At 73.0% G+C, this 15,365-nt stretch carries 12 protein-coding genes; 4 read left to right on the top strand and 8 right to left on the bottom strand.

Going from position 1 to position 15,365, the window contains the following annotated elements:
* Positions 1 to 23 precede the first annotated feature (23 nt).
* Together BR98_RS39670 and BR98_RS25390 are read right to left on the bottom strand one after the other, a co-directional pair.
* The gene (locus BR98_RS39670) at positions 24 to 212 is read right to left on the bottom strand and encodes a hypothetical protein (RefSeq protein ID WP_035847807.1); all 189 of its coding nucleotides are present in this window, start codon (positions 210 to 212) and stop codon (positions 24 to 26) included.
* A gap of 143 nt (positions 213 to 355) precedes the next feature.
* A complete protein-coding gene (locus BR98_RS25390) occupies positions 356 to 3,328 on the bottom strand; it encodes an AfsR/SARP family transcriptional regulator (protein WP_232247541.1) in 2,973 nt (990 codons plus the stop codon).
* Positions 3,329 to 3,715: 387 nt separating this feature from the next.
* Between BR98_RS25390 and BR98_RS25385 the strand changes: the two genes are divergently transcribed.
* Positions 3,716 to 4,474: an AfsR/SARP family transcriptional regulator gene (locus BR98_RS25385; protein ID WP_035847805.1), complete on the top strand. Its 759-nt coding sequence runs from the start codon at positions 3,716 to 3,718 to the stop codon at positions 4,472 to 4,474.
* A gap of 91 nt (positions 4,475 to 4,565) precedes the next feature.
* On the opposite strand, the gene BR98_RS25380 is transcribed toward BR98_RS25385, so the two are convergent.
* Both BR98_RS25380 and BR98_RS25375 read right to left on the bottom strand, forming a co-directional pair.
* On the bottom strand, positions 4,566 to 5,435 hold the full coding sequence (locus tag BR98_RS25380) for a hypothetical protein (protein WP_035847802.1): 870 nt from the start codon (positions 5,433 to 5,435) through the stop codon (positions 4,566 to 4,568).
* 73 nt (positions 5,436 to 5,508) lie between these two features.
* Positions 5,509 to 6,693, bottom strand: coding sequence for a threonine aldolase family protein (locus tag BR98_RS25375; RefSeq protein WP_051970211.1), 1,185 nt, complete (start codon positions 6,691 to 6,693; stop codon positions 5,509 to 5,511).
* A gap of 326 nt (positions 6,694 to 7,019) precedes the next feature.
* Between BR98_RS25375 and BR98_RS41560 the strand changes: the two genes are divergently transcribed.
* Positions 7,020 to 8,009: a M23 family metallopeptidase gene (locus BR98_RS41560; protein ID WP_051970210.1), complete on the top strand. Its 990-nt coding sequence runs from the start codon at positions 7,020 to 7,022 to the stop codon at positions 8,007 to 8,009.
* Between the two features lie 26 nt (positions 8,010 to 8,035).
* On the opposite strand, the gene BR98_RS25365 is transcribed toward BR98_RS41560, so the two are convergent.
* On the bottom strand, positions 8,036 to 8,650 hold the full coding sequence (locus tag BR98_RS25365; RefSeq protein ID WP_051970209.1) for a TetR/AcrR family transcriptional regulator: 615 nt from the start codon (positions 8,648 to 8,650) through the stop codon (positions 8,036 to 8,038).
* Positions 8,651 to 8,824: 174 nt separating this feature from the next.
* Here BR98_RS25365 and BR98_RS25360 point away from each other — a divergent pair, with 174 nt between their 5' ends.
* Positions 8,825 to 10,408, top strand: a complete 1,584-nt coding sequence (locus BR98_RS25360; RefSeq protein WP_051970208.1) for an MDR family MFS transporter — start codon at positions 8,825 to 8,827, stop codon at positions 10,406 to 10,408.
* Positions 10,409 to 10,471: 63 nt separating this feature from the next.
* Here the strand turns inward: BR98_RS25360 and BR98_RS25355 are convergent, their stop codons facing one another.
* Positions 10,472 to 11,368, bottom strand: coding sequence for an HhH-GPD family protein (locus BR98_RS25355; protein WP_035847799.1), 897 nt, complete (start codon positions 11,366 to 11,368; stop codon positions 10,472 to 10,474).
* Positions 11,369 to 11,497: 129 nt separating this feature from the next.
* On the opposite strand from BR98_RS25355, the gene BR98_RS25350 reads away from it, so the two are divergent.
* A complete protein-coding gene (locus tag BR98_RS25350) occupies positions 11,498 to 12,421 on the top strand; it encodes a hypothetical protein (RefSeq protein ID WP_035853886.1) in 924 nt (307 codons plus the stop codon).
* A 98-nt stretch (positions 12,422 to 12,519) separates the two neighbouring features.
* On the opposite strand, the gene disA is transcribed toward BR98_RS25350, so the two are convergent.
* On the bottom strand, positions 12,520 to 13,578 hold the full coding sequence (disA, locus tag BR98_RS25345) for a DNA integrity scanning diadenylate cyclase DisA (RefSeq protein WP_083977635.1): 1,059 nt from the start codon (positions 13,576 to 13,578) through the stop codon (positions 12,520 to 12,522).
* 169 nt (positions 13,579 to 13,747) lie between these two features.
* Complete coding sequence (radA, locus tag BR98_RS25340; protein WP_035847794.1) at positions 13,748 to 15,265, bottom strand: DNA repair protein RadA; 1,518 nt, start codon at positions 15,263 to 15,265, stop codon at positions 13,748 to 13,750.
* Positions 15,266 to 15,365: the final 100 nt, after the last annotated feature.

The raw sequence follows: 15,365 nt of genomic DNA, 5'->3' as shown, positions 1-15,365 counted from the left end.
AGCACGGGGCTTCCAGCGTCGGTTCAGGCCCAGTCCTTGATGTCGGTCGGACCGTCCGGGGTGGTCGCGGCGATCGTCGGGCCGGCGGCGGGGGCAGCGATCGCGCTGGTCGCGGCGGGGGCGAGGAGGCCCGACACGCCGGCCACCACGGCGGCGCCGGTGGCGATGACCAGTGCGACCTGCTGCTTGACCGAGTTGCCCGTGCGGCGCATTGTCGACCTCTTTCGAGTCGGTGTCGATTCGTGCTGTGCTGACGGGAAAAACAGTAGAAAGCCGCAACTTCGCTTTCCTATCGCTTCCTTTACTCCGGCGACCCCTCGGTGACCTGCGGCGTTATCGCCCGCCGGGTGGAGCTTTAAAGCTCGGCCAGAGCTTTCTCGGCCCGCTGCAACGAGGCGAGGGAGTCGACCCGGCCGAGTGCCTCGCAGGACTGCCGCCAGTACCGCCGGGCCAGCGCCGGCTCGCCGATGTCGCGGTGCAGCTGGCCGAGGGCGAGCAGGATCAGTCCGCGCACATGGTCCACCGCCATCCGCTGGGCCAGCTCCAGTGCCTCGGTCAGGTTCTCCCGGGCCGGGCCGGTCTCGCCCCTGGCGGCCCGCGCCTCACCGAGTCCCAGCAGGGTGTAGGCGATGCCGAGCAGGTCGCCCTTGGCCCGGACGATCTGCTCGGCATCCAGGAACGCCGCCACCGCCCGGTCCAGGTCGCCCTGGGTGGCGTAGGCCCGGCCCAGCCGGTAGACGGCCTGGGCCGTCATCCGGCTCTCCCCGGTGGCCCGCGCCACCTGCACCGCCTGGCCGCCGAGCCGGACCGCCTCGGCCACCTCGCCGAGTTCCAGCGCGCTGTGCGCGAGCTGGCCGAGCACATGGGCCTCGCTGCCGGCGTCGCCCACCCGGTGGTAGATCTCGGCGGCCTCGCGCAGCCGCAGCGCGGCCTGGGCGGGCCGGCCCTGGAGCCGGTCGGCCACCGCCATGTGGCCGAGCGCCATGGCCCGGCCGTGCTCGTCGTCGATCCGCGCGAAGGTCTCCAGCGCCGAGTCGAGGTAGCCGACGGCCTCCTCCAGCGAGCCGCTGCGCACCCGGCCGGCCGCGATCTCGGTCAGCATGTGGGCGGCGCCGCGCAGGTTGCCGGCCGCCCGGGTGGCGGCCAGTGCGCGCTGGCAGCAGAGCTCCCAGTCCTCGAAGTAGTTGCGGATGTCGAAGAGCACCAGGGTCGAGCCGGTCAGGTCCCAGGCCAGCTCGTCCTGGCCGAGCCGGGCCGCCTGGTCGATCACCGCCACCAGGCACAGGCGCTCGGCCTCGTACCAGTCGAGCGGGGTGCTGATCAGCTCCTCGACCAGGGCGGCGTCCACCGGGTAGCGCGGGGTGCTGCCGTGCAGGATCCCGAACCGGCCGCCGAACTCCCGGTCGTGCGCCAGCTCCGCGACGGTCAGCCAGCCCCGGAACGCCCGGTCCTGGGCCGCCGCCAGCTCCTGCGGCGGCTCCTCCTGCAGCGCCCGCTCCCGGGCGAACAGCCGCAGCAGGTTCTGGAAGCGGTAGCGCAGCTGGCCGGTGGCGTCCGCGCCGACCACCTCCAGCAGTTGCACGTCCACCAGGTGCTCGACCAGCCGCTCGGCCTCGAACTGGTCGCAGTCCAGCACGGCGGCGCCGACCCAGACGGTGAAGTCGGGCACCGGCAGCAGTGCGAGGCGACGGTAGAGCCGGGCGGCGTCCAGGCCGAGGTAGCGGTAGCTGAGGGCGAAGCCGGCCCGGACCTGGGACTCGCCCTGGCTGAGCTCGTCCAGCCGGCGTCGCTCGTCGGCCAGCCGCCCGACCAGGTGGCGCACCGTCCAGTGCGGCTTGGAGGCCAGCCGGGCCGCCGCGATCCGCAGTGCCAGCGGCAGGTGGTCGCACAACTCGGCCAGCCGGACCGACTGTTCGGGGTCGGCGGCGATCCGCTCGGCGGGCACGATCCGGGCCAGCAGCTCGACCGCCTGGGCCGCCGGGAGCACCGACAGCTGGACCCGCACCGCGCCGTAGCGCAGCATCAGCTGCTCCATCGGGTCGCGGCTGGTGACCACCACGCAGCACTGTCCGTTGCTCGGCAGCAGCGGGCGGATCTGGGCGACCGAGCGGACGTTGTCCAGCACCACCAGCAGCCGCCGGTCGGCGAGCATGCTGCGGTAGAGCGAGACCCGCTCCTCCAGGCCCGGCGGGATCTGCTCGGCCGGCACTCCGAGCGAGCGCAGGAAGCGGCTCAACACCTCGGCGGCGGCGGTGGGTTCGTTCGCCTCGTCGTGTCCGCACAGGTCCACGAAGAGCCGGCCGTCGGGGAACTGCCGGGCGGCGCGGTGGGCCCAGTGCACGGCCAGGCCGGTCTTGCCGACCCCGGCCACGCCCGTGATGAAGCCGATCGCCGGCGGCTGGTCGTCGCGGCGCTCGCCGAGCAGGGTGTCGAGCCTGGCGATCTCCTCGGTCCGGCCGGTGAACGCCGGAATGTTCGGCGGCAGGTCGGAGGGGGTGACCCGGAGTTCGGCCGGCGGCAGCGGGGTCGGCTCGGGCAGTTCCTCGGGGACCGCCGCCACCGCCAGGGTCAGCGCCGGCTCGTCGCGCAGGATCGCCTCGTGCAACTCGTGCAGCGCCGGGCCCGGTTCGATCCCGAGCTCCTCGATCAGGATCTGCCGGCCGTCCCGGAAGGTCTCCAGTGCCTCGGCCCGCCGGCCGGCCCGGTACTGGGCCAGCATCAGCGAGTGCCTGGTGCGTTCACGCAGCGGGTGCTCGCGGACCAGCGAGGCGAGTTGGCCGATCAGCTCCTGGTGGTTGCCGAGCGCGAGCTGCAGCGCGATGGTCTCGTCGTACAGGACCAGCCGCCACTCCTCCAGCCGCTCGGCCTCCTCCTCGACCCGTCGCCCGGTCACCCCGCCGAGCGCCGGCCCGCGCCACAGCCGCAGCGCCTGCTCGTAGCTGTCGGCGGCCCGGGCCGGTTGGCCCCGCTCGACCAGCGCCTCGGCCTCGCGGACCAGCTCGGTACAGGAGAGCAGGTCCACCCGGTGCCCGGTGGGGTCCAGTTGGTAGCCGGGGTGGGCGGTGCAGATCAGCTCCTCGCCGAACCCCTCGGCCTTGAAGGTCTTGCGCAGCGCCGCGATGCAGATCGCCACCTGGGTCCGCGCGGTGGCCGGCGGTTCGCCCTGCCAGACCGCCTCCACCATGGTGTCCACCGAGACGATCCGACCGGCGGCGAGCACCAGCAGGGCCAGGATGGTGCGCTGGCGGGCACCGCCCACCGTGATCCGCCGGCCGCCGGTGGCCACCGACAGCGGCCCGAGTACGCCGAATTCGAGCCCGCCGTTCACAATTCCCCCCGAAGCATCGCTGCGACGACCCCTGCGCCATGGCTCTCGAAGTGTTCTCGGTGCCCGAACGGTGGCGGGGAGCGGCGGCGCCCAGACTACGTGAGGTCAAGGTCAGCGGGAGGGGCAGTGCAACGGCGAATCCTGTGAAGCGTCTCCACCCGGTGCGGATGTTCTTCCTAGTCCTTGTGATGCCTGATTACTCGTCAGAACCGAGTGATCGCACGCGAACCCTCCCAGTTGGGACGCACCGGCACCGCCCGGCTTTCGAAGTGCCAGGTCAGCAGCCGATATCGAGGCAATAACCGGCCGATGTGAGAACTACCTAATCTTCACGGTGTTGCCTGGGCCCGTGGCGGGCCCACGACCAGCAGGAGGGCAGGCGAGACCATGGAGTACCGGATCCTCGGACCGGTCCAGATCTGGGCCGCGGGGCAGGAGGACGCCCTCGGCGGCACCAAGCAGCGCACCACCTTCGCCGCACTGGTGGTGGCCGGCGGCCGCGCGGTCTCCGACGAGTACCTGAGCCGGCTGCTCTGGGACCAGAGCCCACCGAACACCGCGGCCGCACAGATCCACACCTACGCCTCGCGGATCCGCCGCCGGCTCGACCCGCACACCCCGCTGCTCCGCAGCCGCGCCGGCTACCGCCTGCTGGCCGAGGAAGTCCCCTGCGACCACGTGGAGTTCGCGCACCGGACCAGGGACGGGCTGGCCGCACTGCGAGCCCAGGAGTACGCCCGGGCGGCCGAGCAGCTGACCCGGGCGCTGGCGTTGTGGCGGGGCGAGGCACTGGCCGACACCACCGAGCAGCTCGTCGAGGCCGAGCGGCCGAGCCTGGAGGAGGCCAGGCTGGAGGCGTTGGAGGGCCGGATCGAGGCGGAGTTGATCCTCGGCCGGCACCGGCAGCTGATCCCTGAGCTGACCCGGCTGGTCTCCCGGCACCCGATGCGCGAGCGGTTCCGGGCCCTGCTGATGACCGCGCTCTACCGCTCCGAGCGGCAGGCCGAGGCGATGTCGCTGTTCCGGGACGGGCGCCGCATCCTGGTCGACGAACTCGGGGTGGAGCCGGGGCGGTTGCTGGTGCGCACCTACGAGGCGATCCTCAGCGGCGAGGTCCGGACCCTGATGCCGCACCAGTTGGTCTGAACGACGGGCGCGGGCGGTGGGCGGTGGGCGGTGGCGGCGTGGGGCTGCCACCGCCCGCCGTCCGTCCGCGCTGTCTGTCCGGACGTCACCGCTACGGCTGTTTCGGGCTCCCGAACGGCGTCAGCGGGGCGTGCGTCCGGGCGGCGAGCGCCATTAGCGCGCCGTAGCGGCGGCCGTCCAAGGCCTCGACGGGGTACGGGACGGGCTCGCCCAGCTGGCCGGCCAGCCGCACCGCCAACTCGGCCAGCACCGCCCGCAGCCAGCCGGCCTGCGCCCAGAGCGGGTGCGCGGCCCGGGCTTCGGCGTACGCGGCCCACAGGTGCAGGGCGGCGGCGCCGGCGTAGAGCGTGCCGTACGCCTCGGCCAGCGGGCGGGCGGCGGTTTCGGCTGCCGAGCGGGTCTCGGCCATCCGGCGGTGCAGCTCGTCGCCGGCGGCCAGCAACGCGGTGGCGCCGTCCAGCACCTGCCGGGGCGCGCCGCGCCCCGGCAGGGTGCGTAACAGGCCTGGCAGGGCCTGCACCGCGCTGCAGCCGCGGGTGGACTGGGCGCAGCTGCGGGTGGACTGGGCGCAGCCGCGGGCGGGCAGCGGACCCGAGGGGTCGGCCGCCGGTCGGCCCAGCACGGCCGCCGCCAGACCGTCCCGGTCCACCAGCTCGGCGGCGAACCCCCGTACCAGTTGCGGGAAGTGCCCGACCAGCGGCTGGACGTCGGCCAACGGCAGCCCTGGCGCGATCAACTGAGGCAGCGTCACGGCGAGCACCGCCTTGGTGAGTTCGGCCTCGGCCGGCAGCGCCGGCACCGAGCGGTCGGCCAGCAGGGCGGCGGCCTCGGCCGCGGCGATCAGCGCACCGGCCCGCCCGGCCGGTCCGGTGCCACGGGCCAGGGCGGCACGCAGATCGCGACCGGCCGGCTCGGACACCTGGACCGGCCACTCCTCCCAGCCCGTGCTCTCGGTCGCCATCTCCTACCGCCTTCTGTCGTGGCTACGCGACGAGCCTGCCGCCACGGTCTATGAAAGACCTGTTTTCGGGCCATCATCCGGCCCGAGCCGGTCCCTTACCGTCCACCATTTTCCCGACTTCGGCCAGGAATACCTCGACGGAGCCCGCGACTTGGTCCGCGGTCCAGATCAACGACGGACTCAGTGCCGATATCTCGGTCATCGACAAACCGGGAATTCTGTTCTCCCACCAGGTCCCGAAGAGCCCGTCCCCGGTCTGCTCGGCGTGGCGCAGGCTCGCCTCGGTGAGCAGCTCGGCCGGGTACGGCAGCCAGAGCTGGAACTGGTGGGTCTGCGGCGGGTCGGGGTGGATCCGGCCGCCGGAAAGCGTCCCGAGTGCCTGCCGCAGGCCGTCGGCCAGCACCTGGGCCTGGCTCAGGTAGCCCGGCAACCGGGGCAGTTCGCGACTCAGCGAGCCGAGCGCCGAGAGCGCGGCGGGCCACTGCTGGTAGAGCAGGCCGCCGTAGCGGTGGCGCCAGGTCCTGGCCTCGGCCACCAGCTCGGCCGGGCCGGCCAGCGCGGCGCCGCTGATCCCGCCCAGCGCCTTGTAGAAGGAGACGTAGACCGAGTCGCCCAGGGCGGCGAGTTCCGGCAGCGGACGGCCGTAGTGCACCGCCGACTCCCAGAGCCGGGCGCCGTCCAGGTGCACCGGCGCCCCGGCGGCGCGGGCGGTGGCCACCAGCTCGACCAGATCGTTCCAGCCGGGCAGCACGAAACCGGCCGCACGCAGCGGCAGTTCGAGCATCAGCACGCCGTAGGGCTCGTCGAAGGCGCGCAGTTCGGCGGCGGTGGGCAGCCGCGGGGCGACGGTGGGCCAGACGGTGTCCAGTCCGGTGAGCCGGGTGTAGGCGCGGCGCTCGTGGGTCTCCAGGTGGGCCAGCGGATGGCCGGCCACCACCCGGGAGCCGCGCCGTCGGGCCCAGCAGCGCAGCGCCACCTGCTGGGCCATGGTGCCGGTCGGGAAGAAGACCGCGGCGGGCTTGCCGAGCAGGTCGGCCACCCGCTGCTCCAGCGCGGCGACCACCGCGTCCCCGTAGAAGTCCGGCCGCTCGCCGGGGCCGACGCAGCTGCGGGCGTCGGCGCCGAGTTCGGCCAGGCGCTCGTGCAGGGTGACGGGTCGTGGGCCGGAGAGGATCCGGCGGGCCGAGCGCCACAGGGCGAAGCGGCGGTCCTCGGGGGTGGGACCGGACTCGGTGGGGAGGTTCGATTCGTCGGTCATCCCCTGATGGTCCGCCCGGCGCCGGTCGGCGGGAATGGCCGTGACAGCTCCCGCGGAGAACGGGTTGGGAATGCTGTGGCCGGTGGTACTGGTCACAGCGCGTGGGACTGATACGAGCGGTGGTAGTAGGCCGAAAACCGGTCGGACAAGTGGGCTCAGCGGATCAATCCGCCGATCGGCTGGAATTCTTGGATGCTTCGCACTACACGCCGTAGTAGGTCATCGGATTTCGCTACCGGCTCGCGGACGGTTACATCTGTCTGGTCCCCGCCCAGTGCGCTCGCCCAACGGCACGCTGGTCCGATCGCTGCGAGGTGGAGCACTCCATGGCGTCCCGTCCCAGTCTTCAGCGCGGCCTGCACACGCTCGCCCGGCTGCGTGGCGGCCACGGCCGGCACGCCCGGCCGCGCCTGCCCCTGGCCGTACCGTTCCCGCTCCGCCTGAGCCGCCCGCTCCAACTGCCCCGGCTGGAGCTGTGGCCGAGCCGGCCGCTGCAGCTGCCCCGGCTGGACCCGTACGCGGTCTTCGCCGGGCCGCACCGGCACAAGGCGGTGACCTCGGCGGCGGCCGGGGCGCTGCTGCTCGGCCTGGCGCTGGCAGCGGTGCCCGGCAGTGCGGCGGCCCAGACGGTGCGGCCCACCACCCCCGGCAGCTCGGCCTTCACCGCGCCGCACGGGTCGGGGCCGGCGCGGAACCTGGTGGAGGTGGCGGCGCCGACCTCGTACCGGATGCCCGGCGGCGCCCATGCCTCGCAGCAGGCGGTGGCGGTGGCGGCGAACCTGGCGCCCGACGTGCCGGCTGCGGCTGCGGCCCCGGCAGTCGCTCCGTCGCCGGCTGCCGCGCCCGCTGCTACCCCCGCACCCGCGCCGACTCCGGCCCCAGCCCCGGCCCCGGCGCCCGCTCAGCCGGCCTGGTCGGCTCCCGCGCCCGGCGCGCCGATCAGCAACCCCTACGGGCGCCCGGACCGCGGCTACGCGGCCGGGTACCACACCGGTGTGGACTTCGCGGTGAACTCCGGCACCCCGCTGCTCGCCGTCGGCAACGCCTCGGTGGTCTCGGCGGGCTGGGACGGCGCCTACGGCAACGAGGTGGTGCTGCGCCTGCCGGACGGCCACTTCGCGCAGTACGCGCACCTGTCGCAGCTGGCGGTGCGCGCCGGCCAGCAGGTGACGGCGGGTCAGCGGATCGGCGCCTCCGGCAGCACCGGCAACGCCACCGGCCCGCACCTGCACTTCGAGATCCGCACCGCCGACCGCTACGGCGCGGTGGTCGACCCGGTGGCCTACCTCACCGCCCGGGGTGTGACCGGCCTCTGACCGAGGGCCTGCCGACCGGGAGCCCGCTAGCCCTTGATCAGCTGGGAGATCTCCAGCGCCACCGTGAGCGCCCCGCGCATCGCGTCCTCCACGGAGTCCACCCGGCCCGCGCCACCCAGCGGCCGCTCGGCGCGGTCGTGGCCCTCCTGGTCGTGCTTGAGCAGGAAGAAGGCCGAGTTCACCGAGAACAGCGCCATGGTGGCGCGCAGCCGGTCCTCGAAGGAGGCTCCCGGGCCCTGCACCAGGCGGATCATCCTGATCATCCGCTCCTTGAACTCCAGACCGGCCGGCGAGTCGCGCAGCGCCGGCTGGTTCTCGTGGAAGAAGCGCAGCAGCGGCGCCCGCTCGGCCATGCCCGCCGCGAACCGGCGGAGCAGCTCGTCGCGCACCGCCGGAGACCAGTCCTGCTTCTCGCCCCAGGCGATGGTCTCGTCGATCGGCGCGGCCATCGTCTCCACGATGCCGTGGACGATGTCGTCCTTGGTCTTGAAGTGGTAGTACAGCGCGGCCTTGGTCACGCCCAGCCGGTCGGCGATCTCCCGCAGCGAGGTCTTCTCGTACCCCTGCTCGGAGAAGAGCTCCAGCGCCACCGCGATGATCCGCGCCCGGGTGTCGCTGCGGGGGCTCTGCGTCGTACTCATGGCTTCGTGGCCTGCCTAGCTAGCTGCGGAAGGAGGGGCGCGGCCGAAATCGGCTTGACGCCAGCTTACGCAGACCTTACCGTGCCTCCGGAGAAACAACTAGCCGGTCGGCAAGTAAGCAAGAGACAGCAGAGCCGCGAGACGCGGACCACACGCGCTTCCAGGAGACGCACCATGGCACAACAGCAGGTCGACGCGACGGCGGACACCCCGCCCGCCGCCGACGGGGGCGGCGACCAGCGCCCAGCCCGCTCAGCGCGCGAAATTCGGTTGGTGATGATCGGGCTGGTCATCACGATGCTGCTCGCGATGCTCGACAACCTGATCGTCGGCACCGCGATGCCCACCATCGTCGGCGACCTGGGCGGCGCCGACCACCTCTCCTGGGTGGTCACCTCGTACACCCTGGCCACCGCCGCGGCCACCCCGATCTGGGGCAAGCTCGGCGACCTGTACGGCCGCAAGGGGACCTTCCTCACCTCGATCGTGATCTTCCTGGCCGGCTCGGCGCTCTCCGGTCTCGCCCAGAACATGAACGAGATGATCGCCTTCCGGGCGATCCAGGGCCTGGGCGCCGGCGGTCTGATGGTCGGCGTGATGTCGATCATGGGCGCGCTGGTCTCGCCGCGCGAGCGCGGCAAGTACCAGGGCATGTTCGCGGCCGTGATGGCGCTGGCCACCGTCGGCGGCCCGCTGCTCGGCGGCTTCATCACCGACCACTTCAGCTGGCACTGGATCTTCTACATCAACCTGCCGCTGGGTGCGGTCGCGCTGGCCGTGGTGGTCGCCACCCTGCACCTGCCCAAGGTCCGCTCCACCGCGAAGATCGACTACCTCGGCGCGGCGCTGCTCACCATCGGCATCACCTCGCTGGTGCTCATCACCACCTGGGGCGGCAACGAGTACGCCTGGGGCTCGAAGCACATCATCGGCCTGGCCGTGCTGGCCGCAGCCTCGCTGATCGGCTTCTGCTACGTGGAACAGCGGGTCGAGGAGCCGATGCTGCCGCTGACGCTCTTCCGCAACCGCGACTTCAGCATGGTCTCGATCATCGGCTTCATCGTCGGTTTCGCGATGTTCGGCGCGGTGGCCTTCCTGCCGCAGTACCAGCAGCTCGTGCAGGGCGCCTCCGCGACCAACTCCGGCCTGCTGCTGATGCCGATGATGTTCGGCATGCTGGTGGTCTCGCTGGTGGTCGGCCAGTACGTCACCAAGACCGGCAAGTACCGGATCTTCCCGATCATCGGCACCTGCGTGATGGGCGGCGGCTCGCTGCTGCTCTCCACCATGGGCACCGACACCACCCGGTTCACCTCCGCCTGCTTCATGGCGGTGCTCGGCGCCGGCATGGGCTTCCTGATGCAGATCACCATGCTGGTGGCCCAGAACAGCGTGGAGCTCAAGGACATGGGCGTGGCCAGCTCCACCGCGACGCTCTTCCGCACCATCGGCGGTTCCTTCGGTGTGGCGCTGTTCGGCGCGATCTACACCAACCAGATGAAGTCGACCACGGCCGCGGCGCACCTGCCGGCCGGCTCGGGCGACAACTCCCAGCTGACCCCGGCGAAGCTGAAGGGCCTGCCGCCGGAGATCCAGAACGTCATCCACCACGGCGTCTCCAACGGCATCCACTCGGTCTTCCTGTGGGCCGCCGTGATCAGCCTGGTCTCCATCACCGCCTCGCTCTTCCTGCGCGGCCTGCCGCTGCGCGGCGCGGGCCAGCCGGCCGAGGGCGCCCTTGAGGCCGCCGCCGCCTGACGGAACGTCGAAGGCCCCCAAGAATCCGCCCGCGCGGGGTGGGGGCCCTCGACGCTGCCGACGTTACTGCGGCAGCCGGTAGTGGCCGTCCTCGACCGGCTCCACGAGCCCGTCGGTGACCAGCCCGTCCAGCGCCCGGGCCCGCTGGATCTCGTCCGGCCAGACCAGGTCCAGCTGGCGGCGCGGCACCGCGCCGTGCTGCGCCCGCAGCACGGCGAGCAGCTTGCCGCGCACCTGGCGGTCGGTGCCCTCGTAGCTCTGGCCGCGGCGGGCCGGGCCCTGGTGCGGCGGGCGTCCGGCCTGCTGCCAGGCGCAGTGGGCGCGCAGTGGGCAGTCGCCGCACTCGGGCGAGCGGGCGGTGCAGACCAGGGCGCCGAGTTCCATCACGCCGACCGCCCACTCGGCGGCCACGGCGGGCGCGTCCGGCAGCAGCTCCGCCGCGACCTTGCGCTCGGCGGCGGTGGTGGCCGTCGCCGGGTACTCGATCCCGGTCACCGCGCGGGCGAAGACCCGGCGGACGTTGGTGTCCAGCACGGCGTGCCGCTGCCGGAAGGCGAAGGAGGCGACGGCTGCGGCGGTGTACTCGCCGACCCCGGGCAGCGCCAGCAGCGCGGCGTGGTCCTCGGGGACCGCACCGCCGTGCCGCTCCACGATCGCGCTCGCCGCGGCGTGCAGCCGCAGCGCCCGGCGTGGGTAGCCGAGCCTGCCCCACATCCGGACCGCCTCGCCGGGAGCGTCGCCGGCCAGTGCGGCCGGGGTCGGCCAGCGCTCCAGCCAGGCCGCATAGGCGGGCAACACCCGCTTGACCGGGGTCTGCTGGAGCATGAACTCACTGACCATCACCGCCCAGGGCGAGGCCTCGGGGGTCCGCCAGGGCAGGTCACGGGCGTTCTCCCGGTACCAGTCGAGCACGATGGTGTGCAGCAGCGGGCCGGGGGTGGGGATCGTCGTCGTCGCCATAGCACCGTCGATCCTCGCACAGTCGGTGCCCTCGCCCGGACGGCGCAAATACCGGATGATCTGAAAGATCGACTCTTGAGACAGGTGTTGGTGCGACAAGCGGTGCTTCGGCTCTCGTAGAGTTTGATCGTGCCTTCACTGCGTCAGCCCGTCGGACCCCTGCCCGCCTCGATCTACTGGCGGCGGCGGCTTGTTGCGCTCGCCGCCCTGGCGGCGGTGGTGGCCCTGGTGGCCTGGCTGACAGCGGGTCAGGGTGGTGGCGGCAAGCAGAAGACCGCGCAGCCCGCGCCGACCGCCGCCACCTCCTCGCCCGGCTCGATCACGCCCGGCGCCACGCCGACCGGTCCCGCGATCAGCAGCCGGCCCGGCGGCACCGGCGGTGCGGGCGGCACCGGCGGCTCCGGCAGCTCCGGCACGGGCGGTGCCGGCACCGGGGGCACCGCGAGCGCCGGGAGCACCGGGAGCACTGGCGGTTCGCCCTCCGGCGCCCCCGGCGGCGCGGGATCCTCCCCCAGCGGCGGGGCGAGCGCACCGAGCGGTGACAGCACGGGTGGGACCGGCGCGAGCGGCGGCGCCACCGGTGGCAGCGGCGGCGGTGGTGGCGGCACCCCGCCGATCAACACCACCGAGGTGATGGCCCTGCCCGTCTGCACTGCCTCGCAGCTCACCCTGGAACTCGCCGGCACCCAGAACGCCTACCAGCCGAAGGAGAAGCCCACCTTCGAGCTGAAGATCCGCAACGCCACGACCGCACAGTGCCGGGTCGACCTGAGCCAGGCCGCCTCCGCGATCACGGTCAACTCGGCCAGCGGGGAGCGGATCTGGTCCTCCGCCGACTGCGTGACCGACAAGCAGGGCCGCTGGGTCCAGGTCTCGCCGGCGACGGCGCTGACCGAGACCTTCGTCTGGGACCGCACCCGCAGCAAGCCGCAGTGCGCGACCCCGACCGACAGCTCACCGGCCCCGACCGGCAACTACCTGGTGCAGGCCGAGCTGACCGGCCCGAGCGGCGGCCCCGTCCCGGCCCGCACCTCGACCCGACTGGACGCCTGACCGGCTGGAAGCCTGACCCGCCTGGAGGTCCGCCCCTGGCGGACGCCTGATCCAGCGCTGCTGAAACGGTCCGCCAGAGGTTGACGGACCGTTTCCGGTCAGACGTAGCGCTCGAGGATCGAGGACTCGGCCAGCCGCGAGAGGCCCTCGCGGACCGAGCGGGCCCGGGTCTCGCCGACGCCCTCGACCGCCTGCAGGTCGTCGATGCTGGCCGCGAGCAGCTTCTGCAGTCCGCCGAAGTGCTCCACCAGCCGCTCGATCACGGTGTTGGGCAGCCGCGGGATCTTCGCCAGCAGGCGGTAGCCGCGCGGGGAGACCGCGGAGTCCAGCGACTCGGGCGAGCCGGAGTAGCCGATGGTCTTCGCCACCGTCTGCAGGTCCAGCAGCTCGGCGTGGGTGAGCGCCTCCAGGTCGGCCAGCACCTCGGCGACGGTGCGCCCGCGCTTGGCGGCCCGCTCCGGGAAGTAGTCCCTGGCCACCAGCTCGCGCTCCGGCTCGACCCCGGCGATCAGCTCGTCCAGCTGGAGCGAGAGCAGCCGCCCGTCGGTGCCGAGCTCCAGCACGTAGCCGGCGATCTCGGCTGCGATCAGCCGGACCATCTCCAGGCGCTGGGCCACCGCAGTGACGTCGCGGACCGTGACCAGGTCCTCGATCTCCAGCGCGGAGAGCGTGCCGGCCACCTCGTCCAGCCGCAGCTTGTACCGCTCCAGGGTGGCCAGTGCCTGGTTGGCCCGGGAGAGCACGGTGGTGGAGTCCTCCAGCACCCGGCGCGCGCCGTTGACGTACATGGCGATCAGCCGCATCGAGTGGGAGACCGCGACCACCGGGAAACCGGTCTGCTTGTTCACCCGTTCGGCGGTGCGGTGGCGGGTGCCGGTCTCGTCCGTCGGGATCGAGGCGTCGGGCATCAGGTGCACGCCGGCCCGGACGATCTTGGTGATGTCCTTGTCGAGCACCACCGCGCCGTCCAGCTTGCACAGCTCACGCAGCCGGGTCGCGGTGAACTCGACGTCCAGCACGAAGCCGCCGGTGCACACCGACTCGACCGTCTTGTCGAAGCCGAGCACGATCAGGCCGCCGGTATTGGCCCGCAGGACCCGCTCCAGCCCGTCGCGCAAGGGCGTGCCGGGCGCGATGGCCTGCAGGGAGGAGCGCAGCAGGGCCTCCTCGCGGGGGGACTTCTCCACCCGGTCGCTCGCTGCCACGTGACTCCTCCGGCCGGCCCGGACCGCTCACCGCGCTGGCCCCGGTCCCTCGTTGCTTACTGCCCGATCTGGTACTGGACAGGGCAAAGTCTACGGTGCGGCCGCGCTGACGGTGCCTCGGTCAGACCAGTTCGTCCGAATCGACCGGTTCCCAGCCGCCCATGACCTCCTCCGGGTAGGCCGCGGGCGGCGGTACCGCGGCGGTCGCCGGGCGCCCGTTCGCGGGCTTCGGGGGCTGCTCCGTACGGGGTTTGGCGGCCGCTCGGCGCCGTCCCGGGATGGCCCGCAGCGCCTCGCCGATGTCGGCGACCTCGACCACCTTCATGCCCGGCGGCACCTTGCCCGGGTCCGGCGGGACCAGCGCATGGGTGAAGCCGAGCCGGTGCGCCTCGGCGAGCCGGCGCTGCACACCCGTCACCCGCCGCACCTCGCCGGCCAGGCCCACCTCGCCGATCGCCACCAGATTGCTGGGCAGCGGGGTGTCCGAGGAGGAACTGGCCACCGCGAGGGCCACCGCCAGGTCCGCGGAGGGCTCGGAGAGCTTCACCCCGCCGACGGTGGCGGTGTAGATGTCCTGCTTGCCGAGCTTGACCCCGCCGTGCCGCTCGACCACCGCCAGGATCATCGCGATCCGCGGCGACTCCAGGCCCGAGGTGGTGCGGCGTGGCGAGGGGATCTGCGAATCCACCATCAGCGCCTGCACCTCGGCGACCAGCGGGCGCTTGCCCTCCAGGGTGACGGTCAGGCAGGTGCCGGGGACCGGCTTGTCCCGGCGGGTCAGGAAGAGGCCGGACGGGTCGGCCAGGCCCTCGATGCCCTCGTCGTGCAGCTCGAAGCAGCCGACCTCGTCGGTCGCGCCGTAGCGGTTCTTGACGCCACGGATGATCCGCAGCCGGGCGTGCCGGTCGCCCTCGAAGCTGAGCACCACGTCGACCAGGTGCTCCAGCAGGCGCGGGCCGGCGATCTGGCCGTCCTTGGTGACGTGGCCGACCAGCAGGGTGGCCATGCCGCGGTCCTTGGAGGCCCGGATCAGCGCGCCCGCCACCTCGCGCACCTGGGCCGGGCCGCCGGGCGCGCCGTCCAGCTCGGCGGAGGCGATGGTCTGCACCGAGTCGAGGATCAGCAGCCCCGGGCTGACCTGGTCGATGTGGCCGAGCACGGCGCCCAGGTCCTGCTCGGCGGCCAGGTAGAGGTGGTCGGAGAGGGCGTTGATCCGGTCCGCGCGCAGCCGCACCTGGCCGGCCGACTCCTCGCCGGTGACGTAGAGGGTGCGGTGCTGGGAGGTGGCGGCCTTGGCGGCCACGTCCAGCAGCAGGGTGGACTTGCCGACGCCCGGCTCGCCGGCCAGCAGCACCACGGCGCCCGGCACCAGGCCGCCGCCGAGCACCCGGTCCAGCTCCGGCACGCCGGTGGAGCGGGCGGTGGCCACCTGGCCGTCGACCTGGCCGATCGGGCGGGCCGGGGCGGTGACCGGGCCGGCCGCGGTGGTGCGGATCGGGACCGCGCCGTACTCCTCCACGGTGCCCCAGGCGTTGCACTCCGGGCAGCGGCCGACCCACTTGGGCAACTGGTTGCCGCACTCCGTGCAGCGGTAGGCCGGACGGGGCTTGGCGGTGGTCTTCGAGGTGCGGGCAGCCATGGGGGCCACCGTAGCGGGTGAGACTGACAGGCCGATCGGTGTCCGGTCACGGCTTGGGCGGTGCTGTTACCCGAAAGAAGTACAAAGAGACCGATAAACC

Origin of the sequence: Kitasatospora azatica KCTC 9699 (assembly GCF_000744785.1) — a bacterium.
GTDB lineage: Bacteria > Actinomycetota > Actinomycetes > Streptomycetales > Streptomycetaceae > Kitasatospora > Kitasatospora azatica.
Note: the sequence above shows the minus strand (reverse complement) of the source record. Positions and strands in the feature narration are given on the sequence as shown.